This is a genomic window from Nostoc sp. (assembly GCF_036917455.1).
Classification (GTDB): Bacteria; Cyanobacteriota; Cyanobacteriia; order Cyanobacteriales; family Nostocaceae; genus Nostoc.
The window spans coordinates 1-17,530 of the sequence record NZ_JBALDK010000181.1 but is presented as its reverse complement, the minus strand read 5'-3'; the positions used below and the strand labels follow the sequence as shown (position 1 = coordinate 17,530).

Below are 17,530 nucleotides of genomic sequence, written 5' to 3'. Positions count from 1 at the left end.
GCATTAATTATATATTTTGTAGTATATAGTACTTTAAAGTACGTAATCTTGATTAGCGATCGCTCTTGGGAAAAAACTTTTTGGTTTACTGATTATTGAAGACCAAGTTTTAATGGTTATTCAATTTATATAAACTAAATTGTTCACTTTGCCCCTGGTTGCAGCTACCTTCACACTATCCCGGGTTGCCTTGCGTGTCGTTACATCCGCCACGGCCCCAACGAATCCCGCCGAATCCGCTGCCAGTGCCGTCGATCTTCTCCATAAAAGTTGTACCCGATATCCGTAGCTTGAGCGTTCCATGTCCCCACGCTTGTCCGCGAACGTCGGCCCACTCCCCATCAATGATATTGCCGTTTCGCGTACCTTTGAACACGTTCGTCCAGGAACGACCGTCGTCACCGCTCATTCCGACCCACCAAATGGTACTGCCGATGGCATGAAGGTGGTATGTGCCCCCATCATTCGCCTTCCAAACTCCGCTAACATACTTCGGCGCGGCACATTGCGCGTGTATGGGCGCTGCGGACGCAGCAAGCAGCACAAGACCTGCCAATGCGATACTTGTTGGAACAAAGTTTTTCATCCGAACCTCCCTGCTGAAATGCACATGTTACGAAGCTCCCTTCCATTGAAGAGAGCGAAAGAATCGCGTTTTAACAACAAAGTACGTTCGAGTACCGCTTATACTTGAACCATACGCCGCCATCTCTCAGAATTGCTGCTCATATACTGCCTTTCCCCCGCCCAACTATTTATTATACGGGAAGTTTCCGTATAATCACCCTTCACGGTAGGATTATATAAAATTTTTCCGACATCAAAACTGCGAGCGCATTACACGTTAGACTAAATTCGTGGAATGCCCCAGGTTCTGAGTCTGTGACTGCTCAAAAAGGTGATCTACATAGCAATCGCCGGGAGCAACGCGATTTTCTGAAGTCGGGTAAAAACGAGTGAATATGCCCCACTCCGAAGGATGCGATCGCTAACCCGATAATTCAGTAGATGAGTAAAATAGATACTGGTTAGATAGCTCAATGCCTCAATAATACTGAGAGAAATTTATCGTTATGATTGTTTAATTTTATGATGGAAACAAAAAACTGTAGGATTCCTTTGGAGTAAAAGTTTTGAGATTTGATATCAAAACAGGGAATGACTACACTTCATGAATAAACATTTGGGTCGCCGTCGCATCAATCAAAAATTAAGAAACGCTTGTGATCTCAAAACTGTAGATGGCTGACCACAAGCGTTTTTGGTAGGTAATGCTTTCTAAGGGACTTCCTAGAAATCAATTATCCAAAATCTCAAATTACCTCATTGACAATATACAGTCTGGACGGTACATTAAAAATATAGTGAGCCGTCCAGACGGTATATCAATAGTAGATACTTGAATCCAATCTATATCAATCTTGGATTGAGAACGTTATGTTTACCATTGCAAATCCCTTTTTTGCTCAAACTGCTTTGGGTTCCCATAGCAATTCGCTGCTGTCTCAAAATCCGCAGGTTCGACATGCTACGGATTTGTTGGATGAAACTTTACACGCTCATTATTACATCCCATCGATTTTCAAAGAGAGCAAGTTTACCCAATAAATCTACCCGCATTTCTCACAAGCTTGAGGGGCAGAGGGGCAGAGGAGCAGGGGAGCAGAGGGGCAGAGGGGAAAGAACTTGGTTTTTGAACTCTCCCCTGCTCCCCTGCACAAGGCTTTGAGAGATGTGGTGAGAAATCCGGGATCTAATCCTAGCCTTGCTGCTCCACAGATGAAGCAATGAGAGAAGATATTAACAATCTCGTTGCCAGATAAACTGTGTTCGCCAGACAAATTATCTAGTTCCATCATTTAAGCTCTATGATCACTAGCAAAAAAACAAAATCTACGTCTGTCACCTATAATGCATTGCTAGAAGCAGCGGCGCGAGTGATGGTAGCTCATGGCTCAAAGGCATTGACGTTGGAGGCGGTTGCCCGCGAAGCAGGTGTCAGTAAAGGTGGATTACTTTACCACTTTCCCAACAAAGAAGCCTTGATTGCTGGGATGTTGCAACAGCTAATTGATGAAAAGACAGCATCACTAAAGCATGAATTAGAGCAAGATGATGCACCGAATACACCAGGACATTGGCTGAGAGCCTATATCCGGTCATTTGAAAATCATAATACTCACCCTAGTCCAATGCAATCCGCAATACTTGCAGCGGTTGCTGAAAATCCAGAATTACTTAAGCCCTGGCAAGAAAAATTTGCTGATTGGCAACGGCAAATTGAAGCAAGTGGACTCGATCCGGCGATCGCGACCGTGATTCGTCTAGCGCTCAATGGTCTATCCTTCGCCTACCTCTTTGGTTTAGGAGTCCCAGAGGAATCTTTGCACAAGCAGATCATTGAAATTCTGCTGAAACTAGCACGAGAGTAATTCTTAATTGAGACGGTGTGAGAAAGGCTTGATTTGGACGCATTCCTAATTTGATGTTTGCGTCTAGATATTGTTGTCATACCTGTCTCGATTACATCTGGATGCAGCGCGACTCCGTAATTCCACCACAGATTTCTCTCTCATAAATGATATGTCAGATAGTGCCAACATCTGACTCAGTTTTACTTGCAATTTTTGACACAAGGAGATTTGTCATGACTAGCGATTTACAATTCCGACCCACCGATCCACAATTCCTGCTCAATCCTTATCCCTGGATGGCAAAAATGCGTCAAGAAGCGCCTGCTTTCTATGACCCAGAGCAGCAAGCCTGGATGGTGTTTCGCTATTCTGATGTGAAACGAGCATTAAGCGAATGGAAAACCTTTTCATCTATATTACCCAAACCCCCCGAACAAAAAGATTTTACTCAGGGTTTACCCTTTAGCGATCCACCTAAACATCAGTCACTACGCGCGATCGTCCAAAAGGTGTTTACTCCGCGTCGAATCGAAGCACTAGCACCTCGGATTACCGAACTGACTCACGAGTTGTTAGGGCAAATGAAGCAACACGAACAGGTCGATTTAATCCAGGCTTTCTCTTCACCTCTACCGATCGTCGTGATTGCAGAAATTCTTGGTATACCCCTTGATGAGCGCAAAGACTTCAAGCACTGGTCAGACGGGATATTAGCTAGCGATCTAACAGCGATCCAAAACATGGCTGACTATTTCCGCCAATTACTGAAAAAGCGGGAATCCCATCCAGGACAAGACCTGATCAGCGATTTAATTGCGGCTTATGAAGAGGGCGAAAAATTGACCGGACAGGAAGTGCTTGATTTTTGCATCCTACTGTTGACAGCCGGGAATGAGACCACCACTAACTTGATTACCAATACCATTTGGTGTCTGCATGAGTATCCCGATCAAAACCAACGGTTACGCAATGACTTGTCTCTATTACCGGGTGCAATTGAGGAAGTATTGCGTTACTATTCCCCGATTACTTTTTTGAATCGATTCACGCAAGTAGAAACCCAAATTGGAGATCAGACCATTCCTGCTGGGCAAGTTGTACATCCTTGGCTCGCTTCTGCCAATCGAGATGAACATCAGTTTGAAAATGCTGATCGCTTCATCATCGATCGAGACCCGAATGAACATGTTGCCTTTGGAAATGGGATTCATTTCTGTTTGGGCGCACCTTTATCTCGACTGGAAGCCAAAATTGGCCTCAAAGCTTTACTCTCAGAATTTCCTAACCTTCGCGTTGACTCAAAAGAGTCTCTTAAACCAATTCCGACCCTGAGAGTACATGGACTGGAAAGCTTAAGTGTTTTGTTATAGAAAACGAATCAGCCCTGCTCTTAAAGTGGGGAGATCGTTTCCTTTGACCAACCCCCGGTTTGTGCCGTTGGCGTTGAAACAGCTACAAAATTTGATGGTGCATTGGGGGTCACATCGACCACAGAACTTTGAAAGAAAAAAAGGAACATCAACATGTCTACACAGTACACGGTAAACTCGTATTTGTTGGATCGTCTCAAAGAATTGGGCCTGCGTCACATCTTCGGCGTGCCGGGAGATTATGCTTTCCCAATGCTTGATTGCATTGAGAAGAATCAGGATATCTCGTGGGTTGGTACCTGTAATGAACTCAACGCATCCTACGCCGCCGATGGTTACGCACGCATTCAGGGTATTGGTGCGTTTCTGGTGACTTGTGGAGTCGGAGAATTGAGTGCGGCTTGCGGTGTCGGGGGTGCCTATGCCGAACGAGTTCCGGTCGTGGCGATCGCGGGTCATCCTACCACACAGGCATTGAAGAACGGACTGTCTACACACCACAGCCTGCACGGGGGGGATTTTAGTGCCTTTCCCAGGATTTACAAAGAAATCACGGTGGCTCAGGCACTCCTGACACCGGAGAATGCTTGTCAAGAAATCGATCGCGTCCTTGGGGCATGTTGGTCCGAGAAGCTTCCAGTTTATATTCAGCTTCCCAACGATGTGGGAGGTCTGCCCGCTCAACCGCCCACAGAAAAGCTGGCATTGTCTGAGCCTCTAGGCGATCAAACGCAACTCGCAGCCTTCCTGGAGCGCTTGTTGCCATTGCTGAGTGCTGCACACCGCCCCACGATGCTCATTGATTCTCCGGTGGGTTCTTATCATTTGGCAGAGCTGGTTGAGTCCTTCGCCAACAAGAGTGGCATTCCTTTCGCAGCAACCTTTACAGGCAAGTCGGCTTTCCTGGACGAAACCCACCCGCAGTATCTTGGGACGTACCGAGCAGGGATGGAAGGTAGTGCTGTCAGTCAACAGATCGAACAAGCCGATCTGCTGCTGCGCCTGGGTATTCAGCACGACGAAACGAATAATGGATGTGCCGCCTTCGATTTGCAATCGCCTCACGTTGTGGATCTCCAGATAAAAAGCGCTGCCATTGGAGCGTCTCATTACCCGAATGTGACCCTGCGTGACGTGCTGATGCAGCTAAGTGAACAGGTTCCCCACCGCGAGTTCGCCTTTAGTTCCCAACAGGCTCGCACCAACTCTGTACCGTTTGAGCCACAACACGATACTCCCATCAGGCAAGATCGCTTGTGGCAGCGCTTCGGTCATTTCCTTCAGTCAGATGATGTCCTCATCGTCGATCTGGGTACGTGTAATGTGGCTACGATGGTTCCGATGCCAACACGCACCAAGGTCCTGACTCAGTGGACGTGGGAGGCGATTGGCTATACACTGCCGGCTGTCCTTGGGGCGCACCTGGCAGACCACAGCCGCCGCCACCTGCTTGTGGTTGGAGATGGCGCCTTCCAAATGACTGCACAGGAACTCTCGACCATCTTACGCCAAGGACTAGCCCCCATTATCTTCTTGCTCCATAATAACCACTATGAGGTTGAGAACGCGCTTCAAAAAGGTGGTTTCAGAGAGATGCACTATAACGAACTTCAGTCCTGGAACTATCATCAGCTGCCGATGGTCTTCGCACAGATGCAGAAGCCATTGGGTCTCTTGGTCACTACTGAGTCAGAGTTAGAGACAGCCCTCACCAAGGCGGTGCAGGCTCATACCGAGGGAAGATGTGTGTTCATTGAGGTGATACTGGCTCCCAAGGATATTCCTTCCCAGTTAGCCGAGTCCATAAATCTGCTAGAGCACAAACAAAAGTAGAACTTGTAGCCTACATCATACTACAAGCCTTTTTGTCCACTACCGCAGACATAACTGTGATAGTGGACAAAGATATAAGATATTCTGATAATACAACTTTGTCCGATTGCAGACATAATAACGATTATTCTTTGAGACAATCGGAGCAGTGCCGTTATGCAATCGCGCCCTAGCCACGACGAGAGCAGGAAGGGTAAACAACATTGGCTCTCGAAATCTTTGATATGCCTTAATTGCTGAAATCAAAGTAAGAAATTAAGACAAGACGTTTCTTACTTTAGGGTTTTTATGAGCATTTTTACCATCTGCGACAATCCGGCGATCGCCTATGCAGTCGTGAAATAATGGTAAAGGTAGGCTGCTTTTAATTTGAATTGGCGAAAATATGAATTATTGAAAATACGTATTGTTGTATTGCTAGCAATTTGTATTATTGCCAATTGAAGCGACTCATGCAGACTTTACTAACCAGTAGATCATCCTCAGAGAGCAAAGCAACCTGATAATCAGGAGTAAAGCCAAACTGTCTTCTGTTCAGGTATAGTCTGTCCAAGCTAATGATTGCAACTTGTAAGTTTTTATATTTTTGAATTGTCGAAATGTTGTATTGTTGCAAAGCTAACATTTTATAAATAAACAAATACAAATTTTCGTTATTTAAAGGGTAAACTAGCAGCATTCATTGGCAGCAATTCTCATTATGAGAATTGCTGGTCAAATGGGTTCTATATAGACAGATTGCCTGATAAGACCTGCGGATTTTTTCTACAGCTGCTAACGTTGCTTTACTTCCCCAGACCTCAGCATCGGTTTTGGCTTGCCAGTCAATCTCTGACTTGATGGGTGCAACCTTGGCAGGTGGGGCGGCTTGTGCTGATTACTACGGTGATGATGGAAGTCCCTGGTGTGAACATGGAGCAGCGATGGGACGATCGCTCCTATTCAAGCAAGGAAAGGTCTTGCTGATCGTCGTGCCGCCAAAACAAAAAAAGAAGTTGGGGATATTTTCGAGACATAAATATTTCAGTTATTTGCATTAATTAAGTCAGATTTTCTCTACTATAGGTGCTTAATATTTGAGTAATCGCAGTCTGGTATAAGTAAGTTGGTGCAATAAAACCAAACTGTGTAAATAAAAGTAGATAAGGCTCAAACTCTTTCTCCCCCTGCTCCGTGCCCCCTGCCTTATCCCAACAATAATTATTTACGCCGACTTACTTATACATAAGATAGCTAAAATAATTTATGTCTAAAATAGTTTGCTAAATACTTAAATAATTGTCATATTTGGGGATATAAAAGGTTTAGTTTTGCTCTACTTAAAAGTTTCATACCTGACTAAATAGCTTTTCTCTCAATTACACTGTTTAGTATTCTAGTTTTACCATTCAAAAAAAACAAATGAGTAATATTAAAATTTCTGATTTGCATTCTAATAATATTAATATGTTTCAAGATTTGTCTGATAATGCTACTAAAACAGTCATGGGTGGAAGCTGGCTTAGTGACAGATTAGGCATTAATATCAAGATTGGTGCGCCTGAAGATGGAGTTTTTCCGATCAAGGATTTCACTATTTGAGGCTGGAATATAATTTAGTCCGCTCCTAGTAATGCGATCGCAACTGAGGGCTTTGCAGCCAATAAAGAGTGAATAATGTCCTCTCAATTCTTCCTACTTCTCGCAGAGCGATCGCTAATTTGTTTTGACGAGGCTATGATGGTAGCTTACCCATTATTAGGGAAGCCGTAACTGTTCCTTCTGTTTTCTGCCTCCTGCCTTCTTCAAAGCTTTTTAGGGACATAAAAGTTTTATTTATGTCTATTTTTAACTTCTAAAACAGAGAGTAATTAGCTTGATTTTTTCTTAATATGAGTAAATATTAGGCAATTAAACCGATAAAACAATTGTCTAAAAATCGTCAAAAAATAGGAGTAAAATCAATATGGAAGCCAAAGAAAGAAAGTATAACAGTCAAATTGAAATTAACGATTTGATTTATGGTGCTGTTCAAAACGCCGTGACCCGTCGGAACGAAGTTTTTGATTCAGAAGAAGCTTTGTCATCTATGTCTGATGAAGAAGCAAAAAGCGTTGCAGGTGGAGCATTAAAAGTGGATCCCATAATACTTGGTAAGATTTTTATTCCTCCTATTACTATAGGACTTATAGCAGTTGACTATATCTGATTTGTGAAAATTTGCAGTATCTAAATCCCTCACTTCGTAAAAACAAGTCAGGGATATAATTTTTCACAAATGATTTAAGAATGGTATATCCAAATTCGACAGAAAGCTCGTATTTATAAAGACTCTCTCCACTGGAGACTCAATTGATGAAAGACATTGTTGTGGATAAAACTACACTTTGCCCCAGTGCTAGACCAGAATCTGAAGATAGTGTTGTTTTCGGCATAATCAGTGGAACAGTTGCAGAACCACATGTAACTTATCTTAAGCAACCCATACCTATCACCGATGAACTGATAGCAAAAGCTAGTCCAGTTACACCTGCTGAAATTTTTCGCACAGCTGCACCTTGCGCGACTAAAGCTTGTCTGCATTTTGATGGAGAAGATTGTCGTCTAGCGAAACAAATTGCCGGAAAGTTAACCGCAGTTGCAGAGGAATTGCCTCCTTGTTCTATCCGTCGAGATTGTCGTTGGTGGAATCAAGAAGGCAAAGCAGCTTGTATGCGTTGTCCGCAAGTAATTACAGATAACTACAATCCATCTGAAGTAACAATTCAAGTGTCAAAATTAGCTGCGGGTTAAGCACAACTATGGTTTAGGTTTCTCAGGCAAAAACTTTTTCACAAAGATTTGATTAAGTAATCTCAGGAGATGTCTATTATGTCAAGCGAAATGAATCAAAGATATACAAAAAGTCAAATTGAAATTACAGACTTGATTGCAGAGGCAGTTGTTCATGCATCTGCACGACGTAACCAAGTTTTAGATGCACAAGAATCGCTGTCAGAGTTGTCTGACGAAGAAGAAAAAGGCATTAATGGCGGTTCACTAATAAGAATCATTATCGGATTAATTTTTGTGGATTAAGTAAGGATATTTTTTCTTGCCTATAATTCAAGAAATAAATAGCCAATCAACTACTTCAATATTCCCACAAACGTACCAACCGTTAAGTAATTTAAGGAGCAGAAAATTATGTCTCTAGAACATGTCAAAGCTTTTTACCAAAAGCTGGCAAATGATGAAGCGTTTAGTAATCAAATTCAAGGCGTTAATAGTAAGGAAGAATGTAGCCAAATAGTTAAAGCTGCTGGCTACGATTTCACTCTAGAAGAGTATGAAGAATATACTGCTCAATTGTTGGAGTCTGCTGAGGGCAAAGGTGAACTCAAGGATTTAAGTGAAAAAGAATTGGCAGCAGTTTTTGGTGGATTAACTGGGAAACCAAAAATCCAACCATTATATGGAGCTGTATGGCCACCCTATCAATTGATGTATGGAGTTATCCGGGTAGATGACATGATTTAGGGAACCTCTATTGCAACTAGAGAATCATATTTGATTTTTGAAAAAAGATAAGTAGGGTGGAATATCATCAAGCTGGATTTAGATCACCGACTTCTTGAAGGAGTCGGTGATCTGGGCAGCAACTTTTGCTTAAGTAAGTGCCATTCATAAGTAGGGTGCGTTAGATGGAACGTTGTAACACACCATAAGCTTGGGATAGTGCGTTACGCTACGCTAACGTACACTACGGATATTTCAAAAATCAAATACTATTCCTATAGCAGTAAAAAATATATTTAGTTAATCAGGTTAGGTGTACCTTATGTCCATAGAAAATGTCAAAAGTTTCTACGATAATCTAGCAAATGATGAAGCATTTCGTAATCAAATTCAAGCCGTTAATAGTAAGGAAGAATGTAGCCAAATAGTTCAAGCTGCTGGCTACGATTTCACTCTAGAGGAATATGAAGAATATACTGCTCAATTGTTGGAGTCTGCCGATGGTGAAGGTGAACTCAAGGATTTAAGTGGAAAAGAATTAGCAGCAGTTTTTGGTGGATTAACTGGGTGGAGAAATTCAATTTTAATATATGGGGCACCAGGTGGCCTCTGGAATTTTTGGTAGTCATAAACAAAACCGTTGCTTGTGACTAAGATTTCTAGGGATGGATAGAGATTTGTTCGTCCCTTTCTAGAAAAGTTAATTTAGGGTATTTTTATGACTTATCGCCGAATTAGTTATGCAGTTTGGGAAATTACACTCAAGTGTAATCTAGCCTGTCAACACTGCGGTTCTCGTGCAGGTCATACAAGGGTGAACGAACTTTCTACATCAGAAGCTCTTGATTTAGTCAAACAAATGGCGGAAGTTGGAATCACAGAAGTAACCATAATTGGTGGTGAAGCTTTTCTGCGTCCTGACTGGTTAGAGATTGCCCAAGCAATTACTAAAGCTGGGATGTTGTGTGGTATGACCACTGGGGGTTATGGTATCACCTTAGACACAGCCCACCGGATGAAGGAAGCTGGTATTGGGGTGGTTTCTGTGTCAGTTGATGGCTTGGAAGCGACTCATGACCGTCTGCGGGGCAAACAAGGCTCGTGGCAATGGGCATTTAAGACCATGAGCAATCTTAAAGAAGCAGGTATCCCCTTTGGCTGCAATACGCAAATCAATCGTCTGTCTGCACCAGAATTTCCCCAAATTTATGAGCGTATCCGCGACGCGGGAGTATTCGCTTGGCAAATTCAGTTGACTGTACCGATGGGTAATGCTGCCGATAATACTGATATTTTACTGCAACCTTACGAACTATTGGATATATACCCAATGATTGCTCGTGTTGCTGAACGCGCCAAAGAAGAGGGGGTGCAGGTACAGTCTGGGAATAATATCGGCTACTACGGCCCTTATGAACGACTGCTACGGGGTGGGGATGCTTGGTCATTTTGGCAGGGATGTAGCGCTGGACTGTCTGCTTTAGGTATTGAAGCCGATGGTGCGATCAAAGGTTGTCCCTCGCTACCGACCACAGCCTACACTGGTGGTAACATCCGTGACCATTCACTGCGGACAATTATTGAAGAAACCGAAGAACTACGGTTTAATCTCGAAGCTGATACTCCCAAGGGAACCTCACATTTATGGGGTTTCTGCAAGTCTTGCGAATTTGCCCAACTGTGTCGAGGTGGTTGCAGTTGGACTGCTCACGTTTTCTTTGACAAACGAGGTAACAATCCTTACTGCCATCATCGCGCCCTCACCCAGGAAAAAGGCGGTATTCGAGAGCGAGTATTTCTTCAACGTCGTGCAGATGGGAATCCCTTTGATAATGGGGAGTTTGCTCTAATTGAGGAACCGATTAATATCCCTTGGCCAGAGAACGACCCACTTCATTTTACTGCTGACCACATTCAATGGCCAGAAGGTTGGGAAGAAGAACCAGAATTAGTATCATCTTTGGTTAGTTCCAACAATTAACAACTGTAAAATATCATTAATTATGAATAATATCTCTACTGATTCTCTCGCTTCTGAAAATATAACTGTTCCTGAGTCTCAAGTAACCCTATTACCTCGTTCAGCTTGGAATAGTCAGTTAGCTTATTTGAGAATTATTTTTCGGGCGAAGAAAGCTCTAGACCGCATTGAAAAAGAAGCAGGTGTGTGGAAATCATGAGTTGGGAATGGTTTCAGGATAAAATGTAAAAAATAAGCATATCTTTGGAAAAGTTAAAGCTGACTAGCTACAAAGAATAAAGCCTTCTAATGTTTCAGTCTAAATAATTATTATCTCTCAACCCTCGTTTAACATTGGGTTGATTTTTTATAATTTACTCTTATGTCTGTTTTTAAGGAGGTGATAAATAAAAGGTGACATAATTGTTTTAATTATTTCATCATAAATCAGTCGATTTTTTGAGATTAACCGACTATTATGCTTCTGCTCAAACACTAGTACAGCACGGCGGAAGTAAGCAGACCATTAAAAGCTATGAAAATTCGGTGGATTCCAAGGCTTAAAAATGGTATGTGTATTTACGCCGCACGGTACTAGAGCCGCGTATATAGATAAAGTTTTAAATAAAACTGTATTATTTATGTCCCTTAAGCAGCAATAAAAATCTTGAAATATATAGACCAACTAAGCAATTATAATAATGCAAGTATGTTACAGAAAACCCAATTTCAATAACATAAACATTTACTTAGGAGTATCCACAATGTCCAAAATTACAATCTCTGATATTGCTATTAATCCAGATGATGAAAGCTTAGTTGATGAATTAAATGAACAACTAATTAATGGTATTTTCGGTGGATGGAGCATCACAATTACCATTACAATTAAATTCTAATATAATTGAAACAATTCGCTCTGTATTTTTGAGCTATTACCAATGTCAAGAGCAGCATAGGCTTTACAGATAAGTAAGTAGCAGCCCGTGCTGACTTTTTTTGTGAGTTGGCAAAAGAGGACTAGACCAATTATTGATTAATACCTATGACATTTCTATTAAATTCTCATAATGTTTTTGATTATTTGGTTGAGCAGGGGTTATGTAATCAGTCTAAGCAACCTCCCAGCAATGTACAACCACTTATAGCCAAAAACTTTAATTTATTACTGACTTTTACAGGCGATCGCAAACTTCTAGTTAAGCAAGAACGACACAATCCAGAAGGGAAAGCATCTGGTGAATTTTTAATCGAGTGGCGAATTAAAGAGTTTCTCCAACAATTTCCCAACCTTGATAACTACCGCTCATTTTTCCCAGAGGTATTGCATTTTGATGTCGAAAATTCCATTATTGTCTTTAGATATCTGGATGATTATCGGGATTTAATGGATTTTTACACTAAGGAAAATAGCTTTTCTACAGAAATCGCTACGGCAATTGGTAATATTTTAGGGACTATCCATCGTGATACTTTCAATCACCAAGAATATCAGGAATTCTTTGCTAAAAATTCAGATAATTTAATGGCTGATCAAGTATCACATTTAGTTCGGAGATTAGAACGGGTTGAACCGGAAATTTTTGGTATAGTTCCTGCCGATGGGTTAAAGTTTTTTGCTCTATATCAACGTTATGATAGCTTGGGACAGGCGATCACTCAATTGGGTAATGCTGTAACGCCCTCTTGTCTAACCCATAATGATTTGAAACTAAATAATATTCTCCTGTACAAAGATTGGCAAGATTCTAGTAATAATATTATCCGGCTAATTGATTGGGAACGCTCGGCTTGGGGAGATCCAGCTTTTGATTTGGGAACACTTATTGGCAGCTATGTACAAATATGGCTAGGTAGCTTGGTTATCAGTAATTCTTTGAGTATTGAAGAGTCTTTACGCTTGGCAATAACACCTTTAGAAGTACTTCAGCCTTCAATTGGTATATTAACCCAAGCTTATTTAAACACTTTTCCAGAAATTTTAGAACACCGCCCTGATTTCTTAGAACGGGTAGTACAATTTACGGGTTTTGCTTTGATTCAACAAATTCAGGCGATGATTCAATATCAAAAATCTTTTGGCAATATGGGAATTGCTATGCTTCAGGTTGCTAAAACATTATTAAGCCGTCCTGTACAATCGATGCCAACAATTTTTGGTGCTGCTGCTGTTGAATTAACTCGCATGAGTAATTCTGGTGTTTAAATCATTTTGTTATTACTAAATAAATATTATGCAATTACTAAATTCTCCTATAACTCAGCTAGATAATGGTTTAACTAGGCAATTACCGGATGTTCTGCAAGATATTGCTGAGAAAATTGAGATAAAATCTGATTTCTCCATTCACCATCCAAATTACAAACCCTTGGAATTACCATCTGACGTAGTGGCTCGTTTTCAGAAAATGCCCAGTCAGATGCAGCAGAAGTATTTGAGTCTGCAACTACGAAGCTTTTTATACGGTATCTATTACAACGGCTCTATGCAAAGTGCGCTAGCACTGGATGGCGAGGGAAATAGTTTACCCCTTGATTTGGAAAATAATACTATTTTGGGAGTAGATTTGAGTTTTTATGAGCGATTACATGAAAGTAATTCGGGAAAAGGCTATTTTGACCCTGGTTGGTCTATTTTGAGAGAAGAGATTGATGGTATTTTAGCAGTAAATAAGGGTGGTTTAAGACTATATATTCAGCGTGGCAAACATCTTCAAGATGTAGATAAAGCTGCAATTTTGGGTGATTGTGTAGCTATCAAGCTGCCTAAAAATCGAGTACAAAATGGCTTTTATATAGCAGTTAGCAACGTAGGATTAAATTATCTTGAAGATGCAGAGAATCAGTCTGTAACTGTGCGAATTTATTGCAATTTAACTCCTGAAGGTGCTGTTATAGTTATGGATAGTCTCACACAAAAATTGAATGAATTAGTAATTCCTTTCAGTTTTAAAGTTTTGTACAACCCTAAGGAATACCAACGCTATGATTCAGGAGTACTTTACTTTGAGCGTAGAGACTATGAAGTAGTTAGGCAAGTTTTAAGAATTGTTTATCAAGAATATAAATCATATTTTAAACTAGAGATTCCCCTCTTCACTAAGCGATTAGCACCGGGGTTAGGTTTAGCAGAAGAACCAGACCAAAAATTTGCTATTCAGGAAAGTTTTGGGATGAACCGTTGTCAAATTGTAGCGAATGGTTTACTGACAGCTTGGTATCAAGGAGGTAACTCAATAGAGGAACGGATGAAGGCCATCATTGAGCAATTTTCTTCTTTGGGAATTGAATTACAACGTTCATATGTTAATAGTAACTCGGAAGATATTTATCCAGTTTTAGATTTGTAAATTCCTCATTCCAAAGGAGACTAAAAATGCTGAAAAAGTTGCTGATAGCTGCTACAGGAGCAGTATTTATTGCTTTTGGAGTTGGAGAAGCTTCAGATGCAGCAAGCTTAAGTGTCATAGCCAGTGGCCTTAATGGCCCACGGGGACTGACCTTTGGCCCTGACGGATCTCTGTACGTTACAGAAGCGGGTACAGGGGGTGCAGGAGCGTGCATTCCTGCACCTGGAGGTAGCGGACTGACCACGTGTTATGGTGCAACTGGTGCTGTGACACGTATTAAAAATGGCACTCAAGAACGTGTAGTTACAGGTCTTCCATCCCTGGCAACATCTATTCCACAACTACCTGTTAGTTTTGATGCTACCGGTCTTCACGACATTCAATTTGATTCGACAGGTAAAGCTTATGTAGTTGTTGGTTTGGGTTCAACTCCAGAAGAACGCGATAATGTACTGAAAATTCCTGACTTCGGCCAACTCATTAAAATTGATCAGCTTAACGGTGGGTCATCGTGGACAAGGTTGGCCGATTTGGCTGCCTATGAGGGTTTATACAATCCTGATAATACAGGTTCAAATTTATATAATCCCTCCCAAAATACCATTGATAGTAACCCCTATTCTTTTTTAATTCAGGGAGACACTGCTTATATCCTTGATGCAGCCGCCAACGACCTTTTTAAAGTAAAAACAGATGGGAGTGATTTAACTGCGATATCTATATTTCCTGAGCGGGCTGTGACTGACCCTGTTACAGGTAAAACTATTGGAATGCAATCAGTACCGACTGCGATCGCAGCTGGCCCTGATAATGCATTATATGTAGGAGAATACACTGGGTATCCCAATCCAGATAATGCAGCACGGATCTTTAAAATTGGCTCCGACAATAAGCCTGTGGTTTACGCTGATGGTTTCACCCAAATAGTTGATCTTGCTTTTGATAATCAGGGCGGATTATATGTCCTAGAATTTGCCTCTAGTTCACTAATTTCTGCAAACGCGATTCCTTCTGGTGCTTTGATCTATGTAGATCCTAATGGCGATCGTAAAACTATCGCCAGTGATGGGTTATTGTTCCCTACTGCTTTAGCCCTTGGTTCTGATGGTGATATTTATGTTTCCAACAAAGGTTATCTTTCAGGACAAGGTGAGATTGTTCGGATTTTAGTTCCTGAACCTAGTTATACAGGAAGTATTTTAGCTTTTGGTATTTTCATTACAGGTTCGCAGTTATTACGTAAACAGAAATTAAGCACTCCAGTCAAAAGCTGTGTTGAGTGATTATTACAAATAACCTTTTACAAAGACAAATTCAGCTAATCTGGCAGCAGTGCCAGATTTTTTTGAAGTTATTTTGTGAAATGATATAACAGTAAATTCGTTAACTCTTCTGATGGACTTGTCGGTATTTTCTATCAAGTCAATAATGAAACATTTATGTCACTTTACAATAAATATACCTAGTTATTATAGTGATTTTTAAGTAGTAATATGTCGTTGATTAGGTTAGTAGACACGCAAACTAATCATTACCAGAAAAAATTCAAATTAAATCTCAAAGGAGATAAACCAGTGGCTACAATCAAAATCAATAATTTATGCGTGACCGGCAGCGGATTATTTTCTGATTCCGAAAGCTATTTGGATCAGTTAACAGAATTGTCAGAAAGTGATGCTCTCAGTATCAAGGGAGGAACTAACAAGTGGGTTGTTGTTATTACTATTGCTATTATTTTGCTGTAACATTATTATCATAGCGCTTCCTATCCTGGTGAGGTATACCTAAATTTTATATATAAATCCTTTCAATGTACCTTATCTACTCAATAACCGCTATGAAAGGTGATGCATAAGAAGAGACCATAAAAAACCCTCAGCACAAGTGAGGGTTTTTTATGGTCTTCAAAAAGATAATTTGAGCAGTTATGAGAATCACAACCATTTTATACTAAACAAGGGATATAAATGTATTTTTTATGTCCATTTACTTAAATAGAATCTCTAGATATCTCAATTTATTTATGGCACAATATTTGCAGAGAGAAGGAATTCAATTTAATGAATTTCGGTAATCTATTCCCTACCAATAATTACTCAAAATTACCAGGAGATTAAAATGGCTTCTATTGCAATTAGTGATTTGCGTCCCGCTGGTGCAGATTTATTTGCTGGTTCGGAAAATTTCATGAGTGATGTAGTTGATTACGAACTAAATACAGTTACCGGTGGTCTTACACCTTTTGTAATTTGGGGTGTAGCTATCGCGTCAGAATATGTAATCGGTGCTTTTGCTGTTGGTGTTGGTGCTGGAGTTTATACAGCACTGAAATAATTATTGCTTTTACTGTTAGCGTTGCAACTGGAATATATACAACATTTAAGTGAGGACAAAAATATGGCTACAATTCGCATTGAACAATTAAGTGCAGGCTTTGAACTCATTGCTGACGAGGAAACATTTTTGGATGAACTTACCGATAGTGACTTGGACTTTACTAAAGGTGGAACTTCCCCAGTTATTGTGACCACTCTAATAGCGTTCTCTGCGGGTTATGGTGTAGGTAGAGCAGTGACTGAACTTTTCAAGTAACCTTTGATATCATAATCAAAGCTTATTTTTATTGTAACCGTTCAGGGGGGTACGAAGTTAATAGCGTTTGAGGCACTATCAAGCCCTTAAATTGGAGGAAACGAGACTAAATCATCCGAAAAATTGGTCTCTAACACCAATTCTCTATGAAGATGCACAGAATAAAACACTTGAGACTCCATGCCAGACAAGGGAATTATTCTATGCAGTCCCAGATAGATTTGGTATAAGCCTTATTCTATCGTTACCCTCATCAACGGTTACGTTCCCTGACTGTCTTATTGGTATATAACCATTCATTTGAAAGCTTTAATCCTACTAAAATCGTTAGTGGATAAGCTTATATATACTGATTAGACAGTCAGGGGTTACGTTACCATTTCCTAAAAATGCTAAATAATTAATAGCAGGAGGTATGAAAGTTGAAATTAGAGATAAAATAAATTTTGGCTTCTGTTTTTCGAGTAAATAAATACTTGACTGGAAATTTTTTTTTTACCCAAAGATGTAAAATTTATGTTCAATAATCGTTTG

General features: G+C 40.6%; 21 protein-coding genes and 1 pseudogene. 20 read left to right on the top strand and 2 right to left on the bottom strand.

Features of this window, described 5'->3' with window-relative positions:
* Window positions 1-200: 200 nt before the first annotated feature.
* Entirely contained in the window at window positions 201-335 is a 135-nt protein-coding gene (locus V7K42_RS19255; RefSeq protein ID WP_334918822.1) for a hypothetical protein, read from the bottom strand.
* Between the two features lie 1,102 nt (window positions 336-1,437).
* On the opposite strand from V7K42_RS19255, the gene V7K42_RS19250 reads away from it, so the two are divergent.
* The 6 genes from V7K42_RS19250 to V7K42_RS19225 all read left to right on the top strand — a co-directional run bounded on the left by V7K42_RS19250 (window position 1,438) and on the right by V7K42_RS19225 (window position 7,198).
* A complete protein-coding gene (locus V7K42_RS19250) occupies window positions 1,438-1,608 on the top strand; it encodes a hypothetical protein (protein ID WP_334918820.1) in 171 nt (56 codons plus the stop codon).
* Window positions 1,609-1,868: 260 nt separating this feature from the next.
* Complete coding sequence (locus V7K42_RS19245; protein WP_334918818.1) at window positions 1,869-2,432, top strand: TetR/AcrR family transcriptional regulator; 564 nt, start codon at window positions 1,869-1,871, stop codon at window positions 2,430-2,432.
* 215 nt (window positions 2,433-2,647) lie between these two features.
* Window positions 2,648-3,784, top strand: coding sequence for a cytochrome P450 (locus V7K42_RS19240; protein ID WP_334918816.1), 1,137 nt, complete (start codon window positions 2,648-2,650; stop codon window positions 3,782-3,784).
* Between the two features lie 153 nt (window positions 3,785-3,937).
* Window positions 3,938-5,617 (top strand): alpha-keto acid decarboxylase family protein, encoded by a 1,680-nt coding sequence (locus V7K42_RS19235; protein ID WP_334918814.1) that lies wholly within the window; start codon window positions 3,938-3,940, stop codon window positions 5,615-5,617.
* Window positions 5,618-6,429: 812 nt separating this feature from the next.
* Complete coding sequence (locus V7K42_RS19230) at window positions 6,430-6,657, top strand: hypothetical protein (RefSeq protein ID WP_334918812.1); 228 nt, start codon at window positions 6,430-6,432, stop codon at window positions 6,655-6,657.
* Between the two features lie 361 nt (window positions 6,658-7,018).
* A complete protein-coding gene (locus V7K42_RS19225) occupies window positions 7,019-7,198 on the top strand; it encodes a hypothetical protein (protein WP_334918810.1) in 180 nt (59 codons plus the stop codon).
* 37 nt (window positions 7,199-7,235) lie between these two features.
* On the opposite strand, the pseudogene V7K42_RS28985 reads toward V7K42_RS19225, so the two are convergent.
* A pseudogene (locus tag V7K42_RS28985) lies at window positions 7,236-7,379 on the bottom strand (Tn3 family transposase); the annotation flags it as partial.
* A 183-nt stretch (window positions 7,380-7,562) separates the two neighbouring features.
* Between V7K42_RS28985 and V7K42_RS19220 the strand changes: the two are divergent.
* The 14 genes from V7K42_RS19220 (at window position 7,563) to V7K42_RS19155 (ending at window position 16,996) form a co-directional block, all read left to right on the top strand.
* The gene (locus tag V7K42_RS19220; protein WP_334918808.1) at window positions 7,563-7,805 is read left to right on the top strand and encodes a hypothetical protein; all 243 of its coding nucleotides are present in this window, start codon (window positions 7,563-7,565) and stop codon (window positions 7,803-7,805) included.
* 146 nt (window positions 7,806-7,951) lie between these two features.
* Window positions 7,952-8,389: a nitrogen fixation protein gene (locus V7K42_RS19215; RefSeq protein WP_334918806.1), complete on the top strand. Its 438-nt coding sequence runs from the start codon at window positions 7,952-7,954 to the stop codon at window positions 8,387-8,389.
* A gap of 78 nt (window positions 8,390-8,467) precedes the next feature.
* On the top strand, window positions 8,468-8,674 hold the full coding sequence (locus tag V7K42_RS19210; protein WP_334918804.1) for a hypothetical protein: 207 nt from the start codon (window positions 8,468-8,470) through the stop codon (window positions 8,672-8,674).
* Window positions 8,675-8,782: 108 nt separating this feature from the next.
* A complete protein-coding gene (locus V7K42_RS19205; protein WP_334838615.1) occupies window positions 8,783-9,115 on the top strand; it encodes a Nif11-like leader peptide family natural product precursor in 333 nt (110 codons plus the stop codon).
* 301 nt (window positions 9,116-9,416) lie between these two features.
* On the top strand, window positions 9,417-9,719 hold the full coding sequence (locus tag V7K42_RS19200) for a Nif11-like leader peptide family natural product precursor (RefSeq protein WP_334918802.1): 303 nt from the start codon (window positions 9,417-9,419) through the stop codon (window positions 9,717-9,719).
* A gap of 93 nt (window positions 9,720-9,812) precedes the next feature.
* Window positions 9,813-11,075 carry a nif11-class peptide radical SAM maturase 3 gene (locus V7K42_RS19195; protein ID WP_334918800.1) on the top strand — a complete coding sequence of 421 codons (1,263 nt, stop codon included), beginning with the start codon at window positions 9,813-9,815 and terminating at the stop codon, window positions 11,073-11,075.
* Window positions 11,076-11,097: 22 nt separating this feature from the next.
* Window positions 11,098-11,274, top strand: coding sequence for a hypothetical protein (locus V7K42_RS19190; protein WP_334918798.1), 177 nt, complete (start codon window positions 11,098-11,100; stop codon window positions 11,272-11,274).
* A 544-nt stretch (window positions 11,275-11,818) separates the two neighbouring features.
* A complete protein-coding gene (locus V7K42_RS19185; protein WP_334918796.1) occupies window positions 11,819-11,953 on the top strand; it encodes a hypothetical protein in 135 nt (44 codons plus the stop codon).
* A gap of 146 nt (window positions 11,954-12,099) precedes the next feature.
* On the top strand, window positions 12,100-13,260 hold the full coding sequence (locus tag V7K42_RS19180; protein ID WP_334918794.1) for an aminoglycoside phosphotransferase family protein: 1,161 nt from the start codon (window positions 12,100-12,102) through the stop codon (window positions 13,258-13,260).
* Between the two features lie 28 nt (window positions 13,261-13,288).
* Window positions 13,289-14,404 (top strand): T3SS effector HopA1 family protein, encoded by a 1,116-nt coding sequence (locus V7K42_RS19175; RefSeq protein WP_334918792.1) that lies wholly within the window; start codon window positions 13,289-13,291, stop codon window positions 14,402-14,404.
* A gap of 26 nt (window positions 14,405-14,430) precedes the next feature.
* Window positions 14,431-15,687 carry a ScyD/ScyE family protein gene (locus V7K42_RS19170; protein WP_334918790.1) on the top strand — a complete coding sequence of 419 codons (1,257 nt, stop codon included), beginning with the start codon at window positions 14,431-14,433 and terminating at the stop codon, window positions 15,685-15,687.
* 291 nt (window positions 15,688-15,978) lie between these two features.
* Window positions 15,979-16,149 carry a hypothetical protein gene (locus V7K42_RS19165; RefSeq protein ID WP_334918789.1) on the top strand — a complete coding sequence of 57 codons (171 nt, stop codon included), beginning with the start codon at window positions 15,979-15,981 and terminating at the stop codon, window positions 16,147-16,149.
* A 373-nt stretch (window positions 16,150-16,522) separates the two neighbouring features.
* Window positions 16,523-16,738 (top strand): hypothetical protein, encoded by a 216-nt coding sequence (locus V7K42_RS19160; protein WP_334712111.1) that lies wholly within the window; start codon window positions 16,523-16,525, stop codon window positions 16,736-16,738.
* 63 nt (window positions 16,739-16,801) lie between these two features.
* Entirely contained in the window at window positions 16,802-16,996 is a 195-nt protein-coding gene (locus V7K42_RS19155) for a hypothetical protein (protein WP_104899485.1), read from the top strand.
* Window positions 16,997-17,530: the final 534 nt, after the last annotated feature.